The organism is Pseudomonas sp. HR96 (genome assembly GCF_034059295.1).
In the GTDB taxonomy this organism is placed as follows: Bacteria; Pseudomonadota; Gammaproteobacteria; order Pseudomonadales; family Pseudomonadaceae; genus Aquipseudomonas.
Genome location: NZ_CP139142.1, coordinates 102027 through 120636, shown reverse-complemented (window position 1 = coordinate 120636; position 18610 = coordinate 102027). Strand labels below are relative to the sequence as shown.

The following is an 18610-nucleotide window of genomic DNA, read 5'->3' as shown; positions in this document are numbered from 1 at the left end:
CCGGTCATCCAGTCAGCAAACAACATCACGATCTCGTCGGCCTGTGCACTGCATCTGCATTATTCATATGCTCCCCCTTACCTCTCTATCTCCGAAGTTTTGTCACTCATCGAGCATGATCGGAGGGCAAAGCGAAAGCTTCGACGTAGTCGCCCGACCGCGTTTGCAAACCACCATGACCGCCGGCGACTATCACCACATATTGACGACCATCTTTGCCCAAATATGTCATGGGCGTAGCCTGGCCACCCGCTGGAAGCCGAGTGCGCCAGATCTCCTTGCCATTGCTGGCATCAAACGCGCGCAGATAGTCATCGGCGGTAGCGCCCATGAAGATCAGTCCGGAGCGGGTGGTGATGTTGCCGCCAATATTGAGGATGCCGGTGGGCAGCGGCAGGTTGTAGTGCAGGCCCAGCGTGCCCATGTCACGGGTGGTACCCACATCATGCTTCCAGACCAGCGAACGGGTGCGCAGATCGACGGCCGCCAATTGCCCCCATGGTGGTGCTTACATGGCGCGATATGGAATAAAGACTGAACATTTACCGCAGTACCTCCTCCCATTCAAGGAAAATCACGCTAAAACAAGGCATCGCGCTTGGAGAATCCGTGGAAGATTCAACGAATCTGCTGACCCTACTCCTCAATGCATGTGGCCCTGGCAGTGACGAAAACAAGGTCCAGGCCATCTGCCAGACCGAACAGGTCAAACATTGCGACGAGATGTGGACCGATAACGCCGGCGTCCGGTTTGCAGCCCGGCAGTTACCGGGGACCACCGCCATCGCCGTAAAAGTGGGACCGATTGCCGAAGAGTATCAAACCTGTTTTGGTTCCGAACCGATCCTGGTGGCGGGCGATGAGAAAGGTCACTACACCCGCAGCGTCACTGATGCCCTGATTGCAGCTCGCGGCGTTGTGGGAGCGCCGGCTCAAGTTGCATTGCTGATTAACTTCACCTCTGACCCAAGCGCCATCCTCGCCATCCCCACCGAAAACACTCATGGCTTCGAAGTGATGCTACCGCGGGCCATCAATGCCCGTACCAAAGCACTGGTGGCCTATTTGCTACCACGTGGCCAGCGCTCATGAACTGCTCTCGGGCGATGTTCATTGTGCTCGCCGCCTGCCTCGGCGGCTGCACCCCGATCAGCCTAGGCTTTCTCGATCCGGCCGGACCGACTGCCAGTGGCCAACGTGTGCTGTTCTTCTGGATCGTTGGGTTGGCCTTGGTGGTCGTACTGCCCGTACTGATCATCACGCCCTGGCTGCTCTGGCGCTACCGCTATGGGCAAGACACCGCACCCTATCGGCCGCGCTGGGAATACTCGCTGCCCATGGAAATCCTCACCTGGGGTGTACCCGTGCTGGTGGTGGTTGTATTGGGTGTGCTGACCTGGCAACGCACCCATCAACTTGACCCGTATCATCCCCTCACGGGTAACACACCGCCGCTTGAAATTCAGGTGATCGCAATGGACTGGAGATGGCTGTTCATCTATCCCGATCAGGGTGTCGCCACGCTGAACCAATTAGCGATCCCCAAAGGTCGGTCGGTGCACCTGAGTCTGACCAGTGCCAGCGTGATGCAGTCACTGCTGATACCCCGGCTTTCGGGGCAGATCTACGCCATGGCCGGAATGCACACCCAGCAGTACCTGCAAGCTGACGCGGTGGGCACCTTCACTGGCCGTAACACCCAATTTAATGGCGCCGGTTTCCAGAAACAGGCTTTCGAAGTCAGATCACTTACACCCCAAGCCTTTGAAGGCTGGCTCGCCAGCGCCCGCCGCTCGCCGTTATCACTCGATTGCGACCGCTATCGTGAACTCGCTCGACGCCAATCTACCGAAGGCCCGTCGCTGTACCGCGACGCGCCCGCCGGACTGTTCGCCTCAGTGATAGCGGCTTCGCAAAAAAACGCCTTGCCCTCATGCTCCGACCTCCATGGACCCTCCCAATGACTGATCAGGGAAACGCCTGGTACTCCCTTCTGGGCAGGCTGGATTTCAACGCTCTGCCGTTCTACAGCGGCGTCGCAACCGCGGCAGCAGCGCTGGTCGTGCTAGCCGCTGTGGCTGTCCTGGGCTTGATTACAGTCAAAGGCTGGTGGTCATACTTATGGAAGGAGTGGTTTACCAGTCTGGACCACAAGCGCATCGGCATCATGTACGTGGTGCTGGCATTGGTCATGCTGGTGCGCGGTGTCATCGAAGCGTTGATGATGCGCACCCAGCAGGCTCTGGCCGTCAATGCGTCCGGTTTTCTGCCACCCGAGCACTTCAGTCAGCTGTTCAGCACCCACGGCACCATCATGATCTTTTTCATGGCCATGCCGTTTTTGACTGGCTTGATCAATTTTGCCATGCCACTTCAAATCGGCGCACGTGATGTGCGCTTTCCGATGCTCAACGCCGTCAGCCTGTGGCTAACAGTCGCCGGCGCGATGCTCGTGATGGCCTCGTTAGTGTTGGGCCGCTTCTCCACTGGAGGGTGGAGCGGCTATCCACCGTACACCGAAGTGACTTACCAACCGGGTGTCGGGCCCGACTACTGGATCTGGGCCCTGACCCTTAGCTCCATCGGCAGCACCCTGACCGGTCTGAACTTCGCTGTAACGCTCTACCGCGACCGCTGCCCCGACATGACTTGGTTCAGGCTGCCGCTGTTTTCCTGGACGGCGCTGTGCACCAGCATCCTAATGATTTTCGCCATGCCGCCGCTGACCGTCGCGACGCTGTTGCTCGCATTGGATCGTTACCTGGATTTCCACTTCTTCAGCAACGGCTATGGCGGCAACCTGATGAATTTTGTCAATCTATTCTGGCTGTTCGGGCACCCCGAGGTGTACATCCTGATCCTGCCGTCCTTCGGCATTTTCTCGGAAGTCTTTGCCACCTTCAGCGGCAAGCGTCTGTACGGCTATCGCTCTCTTGTCTGGGCATCACTGGCAATCACACTGCTGTCATTCACGGTGTGGCTGCACCACTTTTTCACCATGGGCCAGAGCGCCCGCGTCAACGCGGCTTTCGGCATCGCCACCATGCTCATCGGCATCCCCACAGGGGTGAAGATCTACGACTGGATGCTGACCCTGTACCAAGGCCGCATCCGCTTGACGGTGCCGATGCTCTACAGCGTGATGTTCCTGATGCTGTTCGTGATTGGTGGTCTGACCGGCATAACGCTTTCGGCCCCGCCGGTGGATTATCAGGTGCACAACACCGTGTACCTGGTTGCGCATTTTCACAACATGTTGATCCCGGGAACGCTGTTCGGTCTGTTGGCAGGCTACAGCTACTGGTTTCCCAAGGCATTCGGTTTTCGTCTGGCGGAGCGCTGGGGCCGGGTAGCCGCGGGCTGCCTTGGTATTGGCTTTCTGTTCGCATTCATGCCGCTTTACGTGCTCGGCACTGCCGGGATGCCGCGCCGTTCTCAAGCCACGTTCAATCCCGAGTTCAGCCCCTTGCTGTGGACGGCGGAATTGGGTGCATTGTTGATGACCCTGGGGCTGGTGTGCCTGTACTTGCAGCTCTACGTCAGCATTCGCGACCGTCACAGTACGGATGTGCAATTGGGCGATCCCTGGGATGGGCGCACACTGGAGTGGTCTACCCGATCACCACCGCCGGAATACAACTATGCGGTGCTACCGGCGATACACGACCGCGACCCTTTTACTTGGCTCAAGGAGCATCATTTGACTTGGCCCGGCGTGAACACCTTCACCGACATTCTTCTGCCGAAAAACAGTGCCACGCCGATCATCGTTGGCGCCGCTTCGTTTCTCTGCTGCTTCGGGTTGGTCTGGCATATCGGGTGGGCAGCGTCTGCAGGTCTGTTGGGAATTTTGGCCGCAGTGATCCTGCGCAGCTTCGTCAGAGAGACCCATCGCGTCATCAAAGCTCAGGCGCTGCGCCTTGAATATGAAGAGGGCGCTCGCCTGGCTAAGCAGTCGGTTGCTGTTAGCCGGGATGATGAAATCAGTCGACTGAATCTCGGCCTTGCGCAGGTGCAGCCATGACCAACGTTCGTGCGACGGCGCCCTTCGCTCCAGATAACTCATCGCGCGTCTATGGCTTCTGGTTGTTCATGATGAGCGACGGTCTGGTCTTTGCCTTACTGTTCGCCGTCTATGCCACTCTGCTTCATGCCACTGATGGCAGCCCCGGCGGCAAGGAGGTGCTGGAACTGAAGTCTGCACTGATCGAGACCCTGGTGCTGCTCGTCAGCAGCTTTACTGTGGGCATGGCAGTGCTCAACCTGCAATTTCGTCCTGAACGGCGCCTTTATTTGGTCAGCTGGCTATCGTTGACGCTGGTCCTGGGCCTGACTTTTCTCACACTTGAGATCAGCGACTTCGTCGGCATGGTCCACCAAGGGGCCACTGCGCAACGCAGTGCTTATCTGTCTGCGTTCTACGCCCTAGTGGCCACCCACGGTCTGCACGTAGCCGCAGGCTGCCTATGGCTAACCGTCATGCTGCTCCAGATCAAGCGATTCGGGCTTGATGAGACGGTCCGGTTCCGGCTCGGCGTGTTGGCCTTGTTCTGGCATTTTCTCGATGTGATCTGGGTGGCCATTTACGCGGTGGTTTATTTGCAGGCGGCGGTATGATTAAAGACCTCGAGGGTTACCAGCGACAACTTCGGCGCTACCGGGCCGGCCTGGTACTGGCTATCACTCTGACCGCTTTGCCCACAGCACTGGTCAAATGGGCCGCCCTGTCATTTGACACCACATTGGCGGCCATTTTGCTGCTCGCAGTGGTACAGATTCTGGTGCATTTCTACTGCTTTCTGCAGGTGGGGGCTGAGCGTTCGGAACAGGACAAATGGCCGATGCTGCTGTTTTCCGTGCTGATCGTAGCGTTGATGGTGGGCGGTACACTTCTCGTCTATTACGACCAAATGCACCGAATGTAGCCCTGAATTCAGTTTCATTCCAGACTAGCGGCTTCCTTGGTTGAGCCTCCCTTCAAGCTCCAGCTTGCCGTCGCAGCTGAGCAACGCGGTGTATTTGTCTGGTCCAACGTCAATGGGCACCCACCACCAGTTGGTGTGGTCGTCATACTGCGACCCTTTAGCAATATGAACACTGCCCATACCCGTTTTGGGAGGATGACGCCTGAAATAATCCGCCACAGAAGCCTGGAAGAAATCATCACCCTTTTCCGGGCAGTGCATTTTATTGGAGTCATCGCCGCAGCCAGACAGCAGAATTGGAAGCAGGGCGAGAGCTTTGGCTCGATGTTTATGAATAGTCATTACTTATGACTGATTTCCATCATCAGGTGATTTGCTTTCCAGGACGCTGCTTGGCGGCTGACCGCGGCGCGCAGCGCGCTGCTCTCTTCATGGTACGCGACCTGCAAGCTTGGGAGCTTGGCCTCACTGGTCTGCGCAGACTGTGTCTCGTCAGGCTATTGGAGCGGCCACTGCCCCGCCGCTTTCACCCGATGGCCTTAACCGACACCACCTCGACGTACCGATATTTCTTCCTGGCCACTTTGACCGCTTCCTGCTCGGCCAGCAGGCTGCTGATCGTGTCGGCCTCGTGCACATAGACCTGCGTCGCGCCTTCAAACTCATTGCCCACCTGCAGGGTCACCCGCACCCGCGGCGTGAGGGCCTTGCTCGGTTTCTTTTTCCGGGGCGTCACCGCCGGCACGATCACCACGTCGGGGATATGCGCCATGGGATCGTGGATTGTCACCTGCGGCGCAGGGGCGTGCGCCGCCCCAAACAACGCCTGGCGCATGTCTTCTTCGGTCAGTTCAACGGTCATGCCATGTCTCGGGTGATGTCAGTGATGTCAGTGATTCAATAAAAGTCGATCGTCCGCCCGGCGGCAGGCAGGGGGCGCGGTGACAACCGGTGTGAGAGGGAATGGCTTCATCATCCTCTCGCCCGACGCCGTCGAAAAGCCCCTATTCCCCACTTTCCCCCCTTTCCGCAACGTCTTCACCGTGTCCGCCCTCCCCGCTCGCCCCCCGGGTCGCCCACTGCGCTTGCAGCTTGTCATACGCGATGTGCAGCTGCCGCAGCTGCAGCCCCGCACTCTCGACCTGGGCGCGCAGCCCGGCGCTTTCCTCGCGGGCGTTCGAGCGCTGCACGCGCAGCTGGTCGACGAGCTCGCGGCTGTGCGCCAGCTCCCGGGTCAGCCGTTCGGTCTCAAGCTTCGCCGCATCGCGCACCCGGCTGGTCTCCATCATCAGATGGTTGGTGGTGCTCTCGAAGATGTCCGCCTGGCGGCTGACCTCGGCGCGCAGCGCGCCGTTCTCCTCCTGGTGCACCGCCTGCAGGCGCGCAAGCTCCGCCGCATGGGTCTGCGCAAAACGCCCCATCTCCTCCTGGTGCGACGTCTGCAGACGCGCAAGCTCGGTGGCCTGCCGCTGCGCCTGCTGCTGATGCTGCGTCATCACCTCGCGCAGCTCGCTGCGGACTTCTTCGTGCTGCGCCTGGGCCTTGTCCAGCTGCGCGCTCAACCGCTGCACCTGCTCGCTCAGCAGCGCGATCTGCCGTTCCTGATCGACGAACCGTCCCTCGGCGTGCTCCGCCCGTTCCAGTGCGGCCGCGGCGCGCGCCGTGGCCTGATCCGCCTGCTGCACATGCGCCGCGCGCTCGATCGCGTACGCCGCGGTGGCCTCGTTCAGCGCCACCTCCCACACGCTGTCCAGGGCCTGGCACACCGCCTCCGGGATGCCGGGGCGCTTGAGCCGGGCACTGAGCAAGGGCCCGGTGCGCGCCCAGAACTGTTTGACCTCGTCCCCCACCACATTGGGCGAGGCATTCACCCCATGCTCTTCCAGGATCCGCCCGCGGATCGCGCTGATCGACACCTCCCCGCCCGCTTCGAGCAGCTGCGCGGCGTAATGGCGCACCAGGTCGCGGGTTTTGGGCAGGCCGCTGGAGGGCAAGGTCAAGGTCACAGGCTTTTTTCCTTTTTTTGAAGTGAAGAGCGCTGGGGTGGCGGTGCGAAAAGGCCGCTTAAACCCCTGCGGTTGCAGGGCCAGGCGGCCCAAAAAGGTCTATTTTGCACCAATCTTTATTAGTATGCTAAATACCGCAAACGATACGTATCATATTCATACGCCAGAAAATTCGTGATTACGTCCTATTATCACGAGTTTTTTTGCTGCGTTGGATTTTTTGGGCGACTCTATCCTCACCTCACCCCCAGCGTTGCTGAAGATCGAGGAACATGAAATCATGGAGATCAAGCGATTGAATGGGTAAAACATGCGCCATGGATCAAGTCAATATCGGCCTGAAGCTCCTTCGCCCTCCCACCCTTACGCCGGCGGAATTCAAGCACCTGATCCGCCGCAAAGGCTGGCGCATGGCCGATGTGGCCCTGCGCTGGAACGTGCGCCCCGAAACCCTCAGCCGCGTAGCGGCCGATGCCAGCCGCGAAACGCGCTGGGATGACGCGGTGCGTGCCCTGCCCTCCCTGCTGCGCCGCGAGCGCGCCGCGGTGACGGCCGCGCGCCTGTTTCTGCACCCCCCACGCCCTCGACGTTCACCCCCGGGGCATCCCGATCATCCGCTGACCCCTGCGGCGCCCACCGTGGTCGCCTTGCCGGCACCGTGGCAGGACGAGGAGGAGCCCGAGCCCTACGCTTCGCTGCCCGACGGCTTTCGTTACCAGGGCTATGTCGGACTGGGCTCGGAGCTTGCGGTCATCAGTGACATCGGCAGCTTCGCCCAAGAAGGCGCAGTGCTGCTGGTGGTCGACGTGCGCCTGGGGGTGGGCAGCGACGGCGAAGCGCAGGAGGAATACCTGTGCGAATCGGCGCACGGCCACACGCTGTGGCTCGACCCTGAGCAGATGGATGACTGGGTCGTCTTCACCGGCAAGACGCGGCAGGGCTTCTGATGAGCACAAGCATCAGGAAGTCTCAGCTTTCAGCGGTGAATTTTCAGCGCAGCGGCTTGATCGAGCGCGCGCAACCGGCCGAGCGCGATCACGTCCTGCCAGCGGTCCCGGACCTGGTCCAGGCCCGTTCCGACTTCGAGGCCGCCGCTATCTGGCTCGAGGCGACCACCGACAACCCCAAGACCCGCCGCGCCATGCGCAAGGAAGCCGAGCGCTTCCTGCTTTGGGCTCGGCACGCGCGCGACAAGGGGCTGTCGCAGATCGGCGTCATGGACGTACGCGCCTACCTCGCATTCCTGGCCGACCCGCAGCCGGCCTCGGTGTGGGTCTCCCCCACCAAACACCCGCGGCAACACCCGGACTGGCGCCCGTTCGCCGGGCCATTGGGCGTCAGTTCACAGCGCTACGCCCTGGTCCAGCTGGGCAGCTTGTACAGCTGGATGGTCAAGGCCGGCTGGCTCAAGGGCAATCCAGTGGCCCTGGTAAAAAAACCGCAGGCAGCGGTTGATCCCATGATCCAGCGGCTGCTGCCGGTGGAGGGCATCGCGCTGGCCTTCGAAGCGATTGCGGCGACCAAAAGTCCGCTCAAGCGCGCGCGAGACCACTTCATGTTGAGCCTCTTTTATATGACGGGCTTGCGCACCTTCGAGGCCACCGCCTCGAACATGGGCACGCTGCGCCGTTCAGCCAGCGGCCATCTGTGGCTGATGGTGGACGGCAAGCGCAACAAGCGGCGCGAGGTGCCGATCTCCGAGGCGCTTTTCAAAGAGCTCCAGTATTACCGGCAGGCCATGGGGCTGCCCGCCGAGATCCTGCCCGGCGAGTCGACGCCCCTGCTGATGGCGGCCAACAGCAAGGGCAAGCGAGCCAGCCACAGCACCGTGCTCAAGGCCATGATCGACATCATGACCCGAGCGGCGGAGCTGGCCCGGGAACGGCGGCAGTACGAACTGGCCGATCGCCTGGGCGAGGCCACCACGCACTGGTTGCGGCATTCGTGCTTCAGTCATCTGGCCCAGGCCACGGGCGATCTGGTCATGGTGCGCTCGCTCGCCGGCCATGCGCGGCTGGACACCACGAGTCGCTACCTGCACGCCGAAGCCCAGCACCTGCATGAGCAGGTCAGTGCGATACTGAGGACACCACGCTGACTGGGTCAGTATCGCCCCTGATGTAAATGATCAATTTTTGACCTGTGCGTTTCGGCCCAGCCGAGCCGTGGCTTACAGAGCTTCTCAGGATTGTTGTCCACAGGGCTATCCCCGGCTTTTGTGGGTAAGTTCATTCCAGGGAGAGATAAAAATGAGGGCCAGGCTTGGGCGTTTCGGTTGAATAGATGCAAGATATAGCTGCGTTCGGTGTTACCAATGGAGTCCGTTTGTTCGAGAGATGCGGGGCCCATTTTTGGCCGAAAGCTTCCTCTCTCTATGATCCTCCCAAGCTATGGTAGTGCCAAGTTGGAGTCCAGCAATGCCCGCCGAGGGTTGTTTTCCTTATCGGCGGGCAATTAAAGCTTTTTGACTGACTTTCTATGCAACTATCTTTGTGTGCGTTTGCGCGAGCTAGGTTTTTTCAGCTCGAACATCAGCACCGAACGACCGGTGACCTGGTACTCGGCGCCGAACTCGAAGGTTTCGCCGAGATCCAGATCAGGTTGGTTGGTGTCCAGTTGCAACACCCACTTGGCGCCCTGCGGTACCTCAGGCAAGGTGAACGAAACAACGTCGTGGTGCGAGTTGACGATGATCAGCAGCGAGTTGTCGACGCCTTCGCGCTGGATACCACTGGCCTTGGTGCGACCGTCGAGCAGGATGCCCATGCAGCGGTTGTTGCCGTCCTGCCACTGCTCGGTGCCCATTTCCGAACCGTTGGGTTGAATCCAGCTGACGTCTTTCACGCCCATGCCTTCGTCATACTCGCCGGTGAAGAAACGGTTGCGGCGCAGCAGCGGGTAGCGTGCGCGCAGCTCGATCAGGTAGCGCACGAAATCCTGCAGCTCGGCGCTCTGCTCGCTGACGTTCCAATCGACCCAGCCGATTTCGCTGTCCTGGCAGTAGGCGTTGTTGCTGCCGCCTTGGGTGCGAGCGAACTCGTCACCGGCGAGCAGCATCGGCGTGCCCTGGGCGAGGAACAAGGTGGCCAGCAGGTTGCGCATCTGCCGGTAGCGCAGCGCGAGGATTTCCGGGTCTTCGGTCGGGCCTTCGACGCCGCAGTTCCACGACTTGTTGTCCGAGTGGCCGTCACGGTTGTCTTCACCGTTGGCTTCGTTGTGCTTGTCGTTGTAGGAAACCAGGTCGTTGAGGGTGAAACCGTCGTGGGCGGTGATGAAATTCACCGAGGACGCCGGCTTGCGGCCGCGACGGTTGAACTGGTCGCCCGAGCCCAGGAAGATCTTCGCAAAGTCGCCGAGCATCTCGTCGTCGCCTTTCCAGAAGGCCCGGGAGATGTCGCGGAACTTGTCGTTCCATTCCATCCAGCCCGGCGGGAAGTTGCCCACCTGGTAGCCACCGGGGCCACAGTCCCAGGGCTCGGCCACCAGCTTGACCTTGGCCAGCACCGGGTCCTGGCGGCAGGCGTCGAGGAAGCCCCCGCCTTCGCTGAAACCATGGGCCTCGCGGCCGAGAATGGTCGCCAGGTCGAAGCGGAAACCGTCCACGCCCATCTCCGAACTCCAGTAGCGCAGCGAGTCGGTGACCATCTGCAGCACGCACGGGTGGCTCATGTTCAGGGTGTTGCCGGTGCCGGTGTCGTTGATGTAGTAGCGTGCATCGTCGGGCATCAGGCGGTAGTAGCTGGCGTTGTCGATGCCTTTGAGCGAGAGGGTCGGACCCATCTCGTTGCCTTCGGCGGTGTGGTTGTAGACCACGTCGAGGATGACTTCCAGACCAGCCTTGTGAAAGCGCGAGACCATCACTTTGAATTCGCCGATCGACTGCCCAGCCAGGTAGCGGCCATGGGGCGCGAAGAAGCCCAGGGTGTTGTAGCCCCAGAAGTTGCGCAGGCCTTTTTCCAGCAGGTGGTTGTCGTCGAGGAAGTAATGCACCGGCATCAGTTCCACCGAGGTCACGCCGAGCGAGCGGATGTACTCGACCACGTCGTTCTCGTGGAAGGCGGCAAAGGTGCCCCGCTCCGCTTCACGTACCGAGGGGTGACGCATGGTGAAGCCGCGCACGTGGGTCTCGTAGAACACGGTGTTCTCCCACGGCACGTTCGGCTTGGGCGTGTTGCCCCAAGTGAACGCCGGGTCGATCACCCGGCAGCGCGGCATGAACGGCGCGCTGTCGCGCTCGTCGAACGAGAGGTCGCCGTCTTCGTGGCCCACGGTGTAGCCGAACAAGGCGTCGTCCCACTGCAGCTCGCCCCAGATCTGCTTGGCATAGGGGTCGATCAGCAGTTTGTTGGGGTTGAAGCGGTGGCCGTTGGCCGGGTCGTAAGGGCCGTGCACGCGATACCCATAAAGGGTGCCGGGACGGGCATCGGGCAGGTAGCCGTGCCAGATTTCGTTGGTGAATTCGGGGAGCGCGATGCGCTCGATCTCTTCCTTGCCTTCAGCGTCGAACAGGCAGAGTTCGACCTTGGTGGCATTGGCGGAAAAAATCGCAAAGTTGACCCCCGAACCATCCCAAGTCGCGCCCAGTGGGTACGGCAGACCTTCGCTTACGCGGCTGGCGGGACGGGGTTGGTTGGATGCAGTGTCGTTCGCTGGTTGATCAGTCATGATCAAGCACTCCAAAAAATGGCTGATTGTTATAGCTTCACAAAGGGATCTGATAGTAGAAGACCTCGATAGAGAACAGTTCAGTGAATTGTCTCCGACGAGATGAACGACTGATTGGTGTCCACCGGCAAGACGCGGCAGGGCTTCTGATGACCCAATTCGTCAGGGCGTTTCATGTGCCGGCGGTGCACTTCCAGCGCAATGAATCGCTTGGTCAAGGCCGGATGGCTAGCGGCCAATCTGGTCCACTTGGTCAAGGAACCCCAATCGCCGGTTGACTCCATGATTCGACGGCGGCTGGCGGTGGTGGGCATCGCGCTGGCCTTCGAGGCGATCAAGAGACCGCTCAAGCGCGTCCGGGGATCACTTCATGAATATGACAGGGCTGCGCCTCTTCGACGCCACCGCATGGAACACGGCCACGCTGTATCGCTCGGCCAGTGGTCATCTGTGACTGACGGTGGAAGGCAAGTGCAACAAGCGCCGCGAGGTGTCCATCTCGGATTGCGGTTTACCAAGGGTTGCGGCATTACCGGCGTGCCGTGGGGCTGCTATCGAGATCTTGCCTGGCGTTTTGACGCCCCTGCTGGTGGCGGTCAACAGCAAGGGAAGCGAGTCTGTGAAAGTACCGTGCTCAAAGCCATGATCGTCATCATGACCTGTGCTGCAGACTTGGCGCCCGGCTTGAAAAGCTCATGGTACGGTGCACACCCAGACAAACCAGCCAACACCGAGTCAATTAATGCGCAACTGTCCGGGCCGGGCAGCGGTCAATGAACTATCTGCCCTGCCTGGACTCACTCTATGTTGACCCGCATAACCGTTGGTGAATCCGATCATGAACTGGCGCAAATGCGTCGGCTTAACAAGGTCCTAGCGCGGCTGCCGCGCTTTCGGCTCCCCCCCGAGTTGATCCTCCAGGGCCTTCAAGGCTTGATCAAGCTGGCCCCCTTGCCCTCTGCCAAACTCACTGGGCATGGAGTAGGGACTGAGCATCAAACGGTCAGCGTTGAAGGTGCGGCGGCATCTGTTCGCATCCTGCACCCTGTGGGCACCCCCAAGGTCGTGGTGCTCGACATCCACGGCGGCGGCTGGGTGATTGGTCATCCGCGCATGAATGACGCCCTGAACCTAGGGTTTATCAGTGCCTGCGACGCTGCAGTGGTCTCGGTCGACTACCGTCTGGCCCCCGGCGCATCCCTTGAGTGCCAGATCCAAGACTGTCTCGTCGCCGCGCGCTGGCTACTCGACCCCGGCAACCTCCTGTTTGCCGGATTACCAGTGATCATGGTGGGTGAGTCCGCCGGCGGCCATTTGGCGGCGGCTTGCCTGCTCGCGCTTAAAGCGTGGCCCGAGCTGTTGCAGCGCATCCAGGGTGCCGTGCTTTATTACGGTGTGTATGACCTCACCGGCACCCCAAGCGTGCGAACTGCAGGGCCCAATACGCTGGTACTAGATGGGCCGGGAATGGTCGCGGCGATGCGCCGATTGACTCCAGGGCTCAGCGATGAACAACGCAGAGCGCCTAGGTTGTCGCCGCTGTATGCTGATTTGGACGGCCTGCCGCCTGCGGTGCTAATAGTGGGTGAACGCGATCCGCTGTTGGATGACACATTGGAGATGGCCGCGCGCTGGGGCGAGATTACGGACGTCGACCTATGGGTGGTTCGAGAGGCTCCGCATGGATTTGTGCATTTTGGCGTCGGTAAGGATGTGATCAAACGGGTACAGGAGTGGGTGCGCTCTCGAGTTTGGCATTGAACATGGTCGCGCGAACTGCGCGGGACAGCGTTCTGCCATATTGCCCTCTCAGCTGCCACATCATGAACTGGGCAATTGTCAGTCGGCTGGACCGCAGCCTGATTCAAGACGGTGCACCAGTCGCTTCGCTGACGGCACCTAACTAAAAGGCGCTTCTCTTAGCGAGCTCGAGTCGCCGCACCAGGTTCCTCAACTGTGAATCGCGCCTGGTTTCGTAGGCACCTCCGAGCGTCATAATGAGGCCCATATGGGAGATCATTTGCACCTGTTTCGTTGGCAGGGCCATTCTCGAACCTATGAGGTGATTAAAAATTAAAGATCCAATGCTAGAAGGTGCATGCCATTGCGGACGTATCCGATTGACGCTCCATAAGCTGCCAACCCATGTCATCAGGTGCAATTGCTCTATCTGTGTTCGGCTCAGCGCCTTGTGGGCTCACTACGATGCATCTCAATTAGACGTTGAAGGGCTTCCTGAAGATATCTCTTCATACGTGTGGGGGAACAGGACAATTGAAACGCTGCGATGCAGAGTATGTGGCTGTACCACCCACTGGCAGGCTCTCAAGCCTGAGGTAAGGCCAAGGTTTGGAGTCAATATGAATAATTTCGATCTGCGGCTGATCCGTAACTGCCCAATCAGATTATTCGACGGAGCTCACTCGTGGACCTATCTGGATTGACGCAAGCTGCAGCTTCTAATTTCTCCAGCCCTCTCAGTTGAGCCATCGATCACCCCCGCTCCATCGACCTGGAAGGACACTGATCGGATCTCAGTCGCCTCAGGTCATGAACTAGAAGTCCGCATTCCTTCCAGATGAGCTGCGCTCACCGGATATTGGACGGCCTTAGCGAGCAGGCAAGCACTCAAGGGAACCTGCACCGGTGGTGGTGGCCTATACAGATGTTGTACAAGAAATAAAAATCGTACAATATTTGAGAGCGAGGCCGCCAGGAAGCCGACTATGAGCAAAAAGCTGTACATCATTTCGTACCAACTGCATGGCCAACCCAAGGAATTCCCCATTCATGCTGACCAGCCATTGACCGAGTCTGATGCTTGGCATTGGGCGGCCTGCGATGTAGGCGTCGCAAGGATTCCGAAATCAGCACGCGACAGGTCAGAGAAGATGGATAAGCAGACTGCCAGCAGGTTCGGAATCACTGATGTCGGCTATCAGGCACGCTAGGCATAGGGTTTTTATGGTTCGACTGGGCATACCCCTCTCCCTCGATCATCTGTGTCAGCACTGGTGCATAGACCAAGGTTGGGGCGTATATCAGCTCAGCATCCGGATGGCGTAGTTCGATACGGCTCGCCAGACGGTATATGATGGCAAATAGACACCATTGAGCCTATAGCTTGTCGTTAGCTTGCAGCCCCACTTCTACACACATTGCCCTTCCCGGCGTACTCAACATTCGCAACGATCCAATAGCCATGGCCCACAGGCCTGACAGGACCGAAACGATGAGCTCTGACAATTACACCCCTCCTGCCAAAGAAATCGAAGCCCTCCGACACGCGCAGGAGCACCTGGACCGAATAGAAGTCTCAACGAGCCGCAATGCGCGTGATCAGGCCCTGCTGGGCGCTTTGGGCTACTTTCAGAGCCTGCTCAACTGTGGCCTGATTACGGAGCAGAGTTGCCACTGGCTCAACCAGAAGGCGATGGCACAGGCTGACGAATATCAGACGGTGCTTTGCGACAATCAACAGACATGTGGAGACACGGATGTTTAAACGTTTGGGAATTCCCGCCAGATCAGCCGACAAATTCGTCCTGCGGCTACCGGATAACATGCGCGAGCGCATTGCCGAGGTGGCGGAGAACGATGGCCACAGCATGAACTGGGCGATCGTCAGTCGGCTGGACCGTAGCATGGCTCAGGAAGGCGTATCGGGTGATGCACTGATCGCACCTGACAAGGCGGCGCTGTCGCTCAACGAGCTCGAGCTGCTGCAGCAGTTTCGTCAGCTTTCGCCTCCGCGGCAAGACGCTTTGATCGCGTTGATCGGGCAAAACCAAGAGGCTAAGCGCGAAAAAGCCCCCGCCCCGGAGTAGCGATCGGCGATCGGCACAGGCTGAGACTTAAAAAAACCCCTGGGGAAGCAGGGGCTGGGGTGAGGTCGCTTAAGGGGTCAAGGCTGCAGCTCGTCCGCTGGCGAGTAGAGCCTGCAGCGATCGATGGCGATCATTGGCAGCGGTTATAGGTTCCTGGCCCACCCGCAGAATCGGCGTTCTGCCTTTCCAAAGCAACTCCATACATGTGCGCAGCCTATATATCGCTGCACAACAACTCGTCACCCCGTGGAAACCCTTGTTCTAGAGCAGGGTCCACCTTTGCAGATCCTCTTGAGAGAGGTCACGAGAAGCCACTGCATGGAGCTGACCATGGCCCACCGCCGCTTGATCCCGTCTCCCTTCGACTCCAGCACGGGGTTGCCCTCAGGACTGCCGGATGCCGTATACGCTTCTTGGGTTGCAAGTGTTCTAGCCTTGCGTGATAGCCCCTCGTTCGCCGCCAGCGAGCAGCATTACCAATTCTGCATCGGCTATGTGCAGGCGCTGCAGGACGCCCAGGTAATTGATCCGCGGCTGTGCCGGTTCATGCTTTTGCAGCTTCAGCACATTTGGTTGCACATGCGGACGACGTCCGGTAACCGTCGACAATAATCTCTATTGTGGCCAAATGAATAGACGAAAAAAACCCCGCCTGAGCGGGGGCTTGAAGGAGGCAAACAGACGCACCCATTCCCGTGACGCAGCAATGGTAAATAGATGACCCTGGAGCTTATGAAAAAGGTCAAAATATTTCCCAATGGCTGATTTTTTCGTCTTCCTGCCGTTACACCGCAACGACCTGAGCCATCATGTAGCTGATTTTCGCCTGCAACTCCTGCTCGCTGAACGGTTTTTGGATCACGACGGCGTTGGCCACGCCCAGCGCCGTGACGTCGGCATATCCCGTGATGAACAGCACCGGCAGGTGGGGGAAAACCGGCTCGAACGCCTTGACCATTTCTGTACCGGACATGCCTGGCATCGCATAGTCAGTAATTACCAGATCGATCTCGAAACTCAGCATCCTGATCGCGTCTGCGCCGCTGCTGGCCTGAATCACCGTGTGGCCCAGCGACTCCAGCGTCAGGGCACTCAACGCCCGAACTGCATCATCATCGTCCACCAAGAGAATGGTCAGATCGCGTGACGGTGCCGGTTGAGCATTTGTGGGAAGCTCATCCGTTAGGCTTTGGTTACTGGTTATGCGAGGCAGATAAACGGTGACCGTTGTGCCTTCGCCGACGGTCGATTCGATAGCCACCCCACCACCTGACTGTTTGGCGAAGCCAAACACCTGAGCCAGTCCCAGGCCTGAGCCCTTGCCCACAGCCTTGGTGGTAAAGAACGGCTCGAAGACCTTTTTGAGAACCTCAGGCGGCATGCCGCTTCCGGTATCAGTGACACTGACCGCCACGTAGCTGCCAGGCTCCGGATTTTCCGTACGTACAGGCGAAGCCTCGACCACTTCGTTACGGGTGGCGACGGTGAGCATTCCCCCCGACCCCATGGCATCGCGGGCATTGATGGCCAGGTTGAGAATGATCATTTCAGTCTGCGTGGGGTCGGCTGATGCGGTCCACAGATCCTCTGCCAGAACCGTCTCAAGCCACACACTGGGTCCCAAGGCCTTGACCAGCAAGCCTTGCATCCCGGTCAGGGTTTGATTGAGGTCCACTGGCACCGGATCAAGGCGCTGTTTGCGAGAAAACGACAACAGCTGTGCTGTGAGTCTGGCACCGCGCTCTCCAGCGCCCTGGATGTTATCCAGGCGAGATGCAACCTTGGCCAGGTCTCCGCGCTCGCAGGCTTTTCTGGCCAGCGTGGTGCCGCTAAGAATCACCGTCAACAAGTTGTTGAAGTCGTGAGCGATGCCGGCAGTCAACTGGCCCACCACCTCCAGTCTCTGCATCTGCTGAAGTGTTGCCTCGATCTGCTCACGCTCGCGAATCTGCTCCAGCAAGCGCTCGTTGAGCGCCTGCATGGCCTGCGAGGCCTGACGCTCTTCGGTGATGTCCCGCACTGCGGCATACATCAACTCGGCCTCGGGAACGATCGTCCAGGAGAGCCAGCGGTATTGTCCATTGACGTGTCGCAGCCGATTCACGAAACGTGTGGAAACGTTGCCCTGGGCAAGACCGTGAGTTTCGCGGATGGTGGCGTCTAGGTCTTCAGGGTGGATCAGCTCCCACAGACGCATGCGTTCCATCTCTGCCCTAGACCAGCCCAAGGTGGCCTTCCAAGCGGGGTTGAACGCCACAGGCGTCATGTCAAAACGCAGGACGGCCAGCAGCTCCTTGGACAACTCCCAGGTACGATCGCGCTCACGGGTTCTTTGCTCGACTCGCTCACCCAAGGCCTCGTTGTGCATTTCCAAGGCCCGACTAGCCTGCTTGCGTTCAGTGACGTCCTGGATAACACCAGAAAAGCGGATACATCGGCCGTCCTTGAACATAGATCGGCCATTGGAGTAAATCCATTTGGTCCGGTCGCCAGGCAGCACGATTCGATATTCAGCGGTAAAGCTGGACTCGGCCTGAAGCGCTCGGTCAACCTTAGCGCTGAGGGCTTTGAGATCATCGGGATGGGTTCGGTCAAGTGCCTGTTCAAGATCCAGCGCAGTGTTCGGGGGCAGTTCGTACAGCGCCTTGCTACGTTCATCCCAGATCACTTGCATCGTTGTCAGGTTGAGCTCCCACACCCCCATGTCGGCCGCTTCGATGGCCAGACGCGCCCGGGCTTCCACCTCTTCCAAAGCCAGTTCAGCTTTGACTCGACGCTCTCGTTCCTGGACTTCAGTTACCGCACGCCTGAGGGTCTTGGGCAGCAGCTTCAGGTTCTGCTTGAGTACGTAGTCACTTGCCCCGCGGCGAAGCGCCTCGGCCGCCGGCTGGTCGCCCAACATACCCGAGAGGAAGATGAAAGGTGTCGCCGGCGCCATTTCCTGGGCGACATCGAAGACCTCCATGCCCGATGAAGACGGCAAGAGGTAATCGCACAAAATGGCATCGAACTTCTGGCGCTCGAGCGCCATTTTTGCCCCGTGATGATCGTGCACCACCACAGGCTTAATCACCAATCCATTAGCTTCCAAGGTCAACAGCGTCAGCTCTACGTCGTTGACGCTGTCCTCGATGAGCAACAATTTGATGGGCGTTTGCAGCATGAAAACCAGGCACTCAGAAGATAG

Annotated in this window: 18 protein-coding genes and 1 pseudogene; 13 read left to right on the top strand and 6 right to left on the bottom strand. The window is 59.3% G+C overall.

Annotated elements, in window-relative coordinates; translation table 11 throughout:
- Positions 1 to 106: 106 nt before the first annotated feature.
- Positions 107 to 505: pseudogene (locus SFA35_RS25650) on the bottom strand (PQQ-binding-like beta-propeller repeat protein); the annotation flags it as partial.
- Positions 506 to 609: 104 nt separating this feature from the next.
- Here SFA35_RS25650 and SFA35_RS25645 point away from each other — a divergent pair.
- From SFA35_RS25645 to SFA35_RS25625, 5 genes are read left to right on the top strand one after another with little or no spacing between them, the layout of a single operon-like run.
- Positions 610 to 1092: a hypothetical protein gene (locus tag SFA35_RS25645; protein WP_320579372.1), complete on the top strand. Its 483-nt coding sequence runs from the start codon at positions 610 to 612 to the stop codon at positions 1090 to 1092.
- Positions 1093 to 1106: 14 nt separating this feature from the next.
- Entirely contained in the window at positions 1107 to 1964 is an 858-nt protein-coding gene (locus tag SFA35_RS25640; RefSeq protein ID WP_320579370.1) for a ubiquinol oxidase subunit II, read from the top strand.
- Entirely contained in the window at positions 1961 to 4024 is a 2064-nt protein-coding gene (locus SFA35_RS25635; RefSeq protein ID WP_320579368.1) for a cbb3-type cytochrome c oxidase subunit I, read from the top strand. Before SFA35_RS25640 ends, SFA35_RS25635 begins: the two co-directional genes overlap by 4 nt.
- Positions 4021 to 4617: a cytochrome c oxidase subunit 3 gene (locus SFA35_RS25630; protein ID WP_320579366.1), complete on the top strand. Its 597-nt coding sequence runs from the start codon at positions 4021 to 4023 to the stop codon at positions 4615 to 4617. The genes SFA35_RS25635 and SFA35_RS25630 overlap by 4 nt, the downstream gene beginning before the upstream one ends.
- Complete coding sequence (locus SFA35_RS25625) at positions 4614 to 4925, top strand: cytochrome o ubiquinol/quinol oxidase subunit IV (RefSeq protein ID WP_320579364.1); 312 nt, start codon at positions 4614 to 4616, stop codon at positions 4923 to 4925. The genes SFA35_RS25630 and SFA35_RS25625 overlap by 4 nt, the downstream gene beginning before the upstream one ends.
- A 24-nt stretch (positions 4926 to 4949) precedes the next feature.
- Here the strand turns inward: SFA35_RS25625 and SFA35_RS25620 are convergent, their stop codons facing one another.
- The 3 genes from SFA35_RS25620 to SFA35_RS25610 form a co-directional block, all read right to left on the bottom strand.
- Complete coding sequence (locus SFA35_RS25620; RefSeq protein WP_320579362.1) at positions 4950 to 5267, bottom strand: hypothetical protein; 318 nt, start codon at positions 5265 to 5267, stop codon at positions 4950 to 4952.
- Positions 5268 to 5451: 184 nt separating this feature from the next.
- The gene (locus SFA35_RS25615) at positions 5452 to 5787 is read right to left on the bottom strand and encodes a hypothetical protein (RefSeq protein ID WP_320579360.1); all 336 of its coding nucleotides are present in this window, start codon (positions 5785 to 5787) and stop codon (positions 5452 to 5454) included.
- A gap of 142 nt (positions 5788 to 5929) precedes the next feature.
- Positions 5930 to 6931, bottom strand: a complete 1002-nt coding sequence (locus SFA35_RS25610; protein WP_320579358.1) for a DNA-binding protein — start codon at positions 6929 to 6931, stop codon at positions 5930 to 5932.
- A 317-nt stretch (positions 6932 to 7248) separates the two neighbouring features.
- On the opposite strand from SFA35_RS25610, the gene SFA35_RS25605 reads away from it, so the two are divergent.
- Both SFA35_RS25605 and SFA35_RS25600 read left to right on the top strand, forming a co-directional pair.
- Entirely contained in the window at positions 7249 to 7878 is a 630-nt protein-coding gene (locus SFA35_RS25605; RefSeq protein WP_320579356.1) for a hypothetical protein, read from the top strand.
- A complete protein-coding gene (locus SFA35_RS25600; protein WP_320579354.1) occupies positions 7878 to 9029 on the top strand; it encodes a tyrosine-type recombinase/integrase in 1152 nt (383 codons plus the stop codon). The genes SFA35_RS25605 and SFA35_RS25600 overlap by 1 nt, the downstream gene beginning before the upstream one ends.
- A gap of 386 nt (positions 9030 to 9415) precedes the next feature.
- Here SFA35_RS25600 and glgX read toward each other — a convergent pair whose 3' ends face one another.
- Positions 9416 to 11596, bottom strand: a complete 2181-nt coding sequence (glgX, locus tag SFA35_RS25595; RefSeq protein ID WP_320579352.1) for a glycogen debranching protein GlgX — start codon at positions 11594 to 11596, stop codon at positions 9416 to 9418.
- A 201-nt stretch (positions 11597 to 11797) separates the two neighbouring features.
- On the opposite strand from glgX, the gene SFA35_RS25590 reads away from it, so the two are divergent.
- The 6 genes from SFA35_RS25590 to SFA35_RS25565 all read left to right on the top strand — a co-directional run bounded on the left by SFA35_RS25590 (position 11798) and on the right by SFA35_RS25565 (position 16035).
- Positions 11798 to 12373 (top strand): hypothetical protein, encoded by a 576-nt coding sequence (locus tag SFA35_RS25590; RefSeq protein WP_320579350.1) that lies wholly within the window; start codon positions 11798 to 11800, stop codon positions 12371 to 12373.
- Positions 12374 to 12400: 27 nt separating this feature from the next.
- Positions 12401 to 13357 carry an alpha/beta fold hydrolase gene (locus tag SFA35_RS25585; protein WP_320579348.1) on the top strand — a complete coding sequence of 319 codons (957 nt, stop codon included), beginning with the start codon at positions 12401 to 12403 and terminating at the stop codon, positions 13355 to 13357.
- Positions 13358 to 14322: 965 nt separating this feature from the next.
- Positions 14323 to 14547 carry a DUF6555 family protein gene (locus SFA35_RS25580; RefSeq protein WP_320579347.1) on the top strand — a complete coding sequence of 75 codons (225 nt, stop codon included), beginning with the start codon at positions 14323 to 14325 and terminating at the stop codon, positions 14545 to 14547.
- 281 nt (positions 14548 to 14828) lie between these two features.
- Entirely contained in the window at positions 14829 to 15101 is a 273-nt protein-coding gene (locus SFA35_RS25575; protein WP_320579345.1) for a hypothetical protein, read from the top strand.
- Complete coding sequence (locus SFA35_RS25570; protein ID WP_320579343.1) at positions 15094 to 15423, top strand: Arc family DNA-binding protein; 330 nt, start codon at positions 15094 to 15096, stop codon at positions 15421 to 15423. Before SFA35_RS25575 ends, SFA35_RS25570 begins: the two co-directional genes overlap by 8 nt.
- A gap of 318 nt (positions 15424 to 15741) precedes the next feature.
- On the top strand, positions 15742 to 16035 hold the full coding sequence (locus SFA35_RS25565) for a hypothetical protein (RefSeq protein WP_320579341.1): 294 nt from the start codon (positions 15742 to 15744) through the stop codon (positions 16033 to 16035).
- A gap of 172 nt (positions 16036 to 16207) precedes the next feature.
- Here SFA35_RS25565 and SFA35_RS25560 read toward each other — a convergent pair whose 3' ends face one another.
- Entirely contained in the window at positions 16208 to 18586 is a 2379-nt protein-coding gene (locus tag SFA35_RS25560; protein ID WP_320579338.1) for a response regulator, read from the bottom strand.
- Between the last annotated feature and the right edge of the window lie 24 nt (positions 18587 to 18610).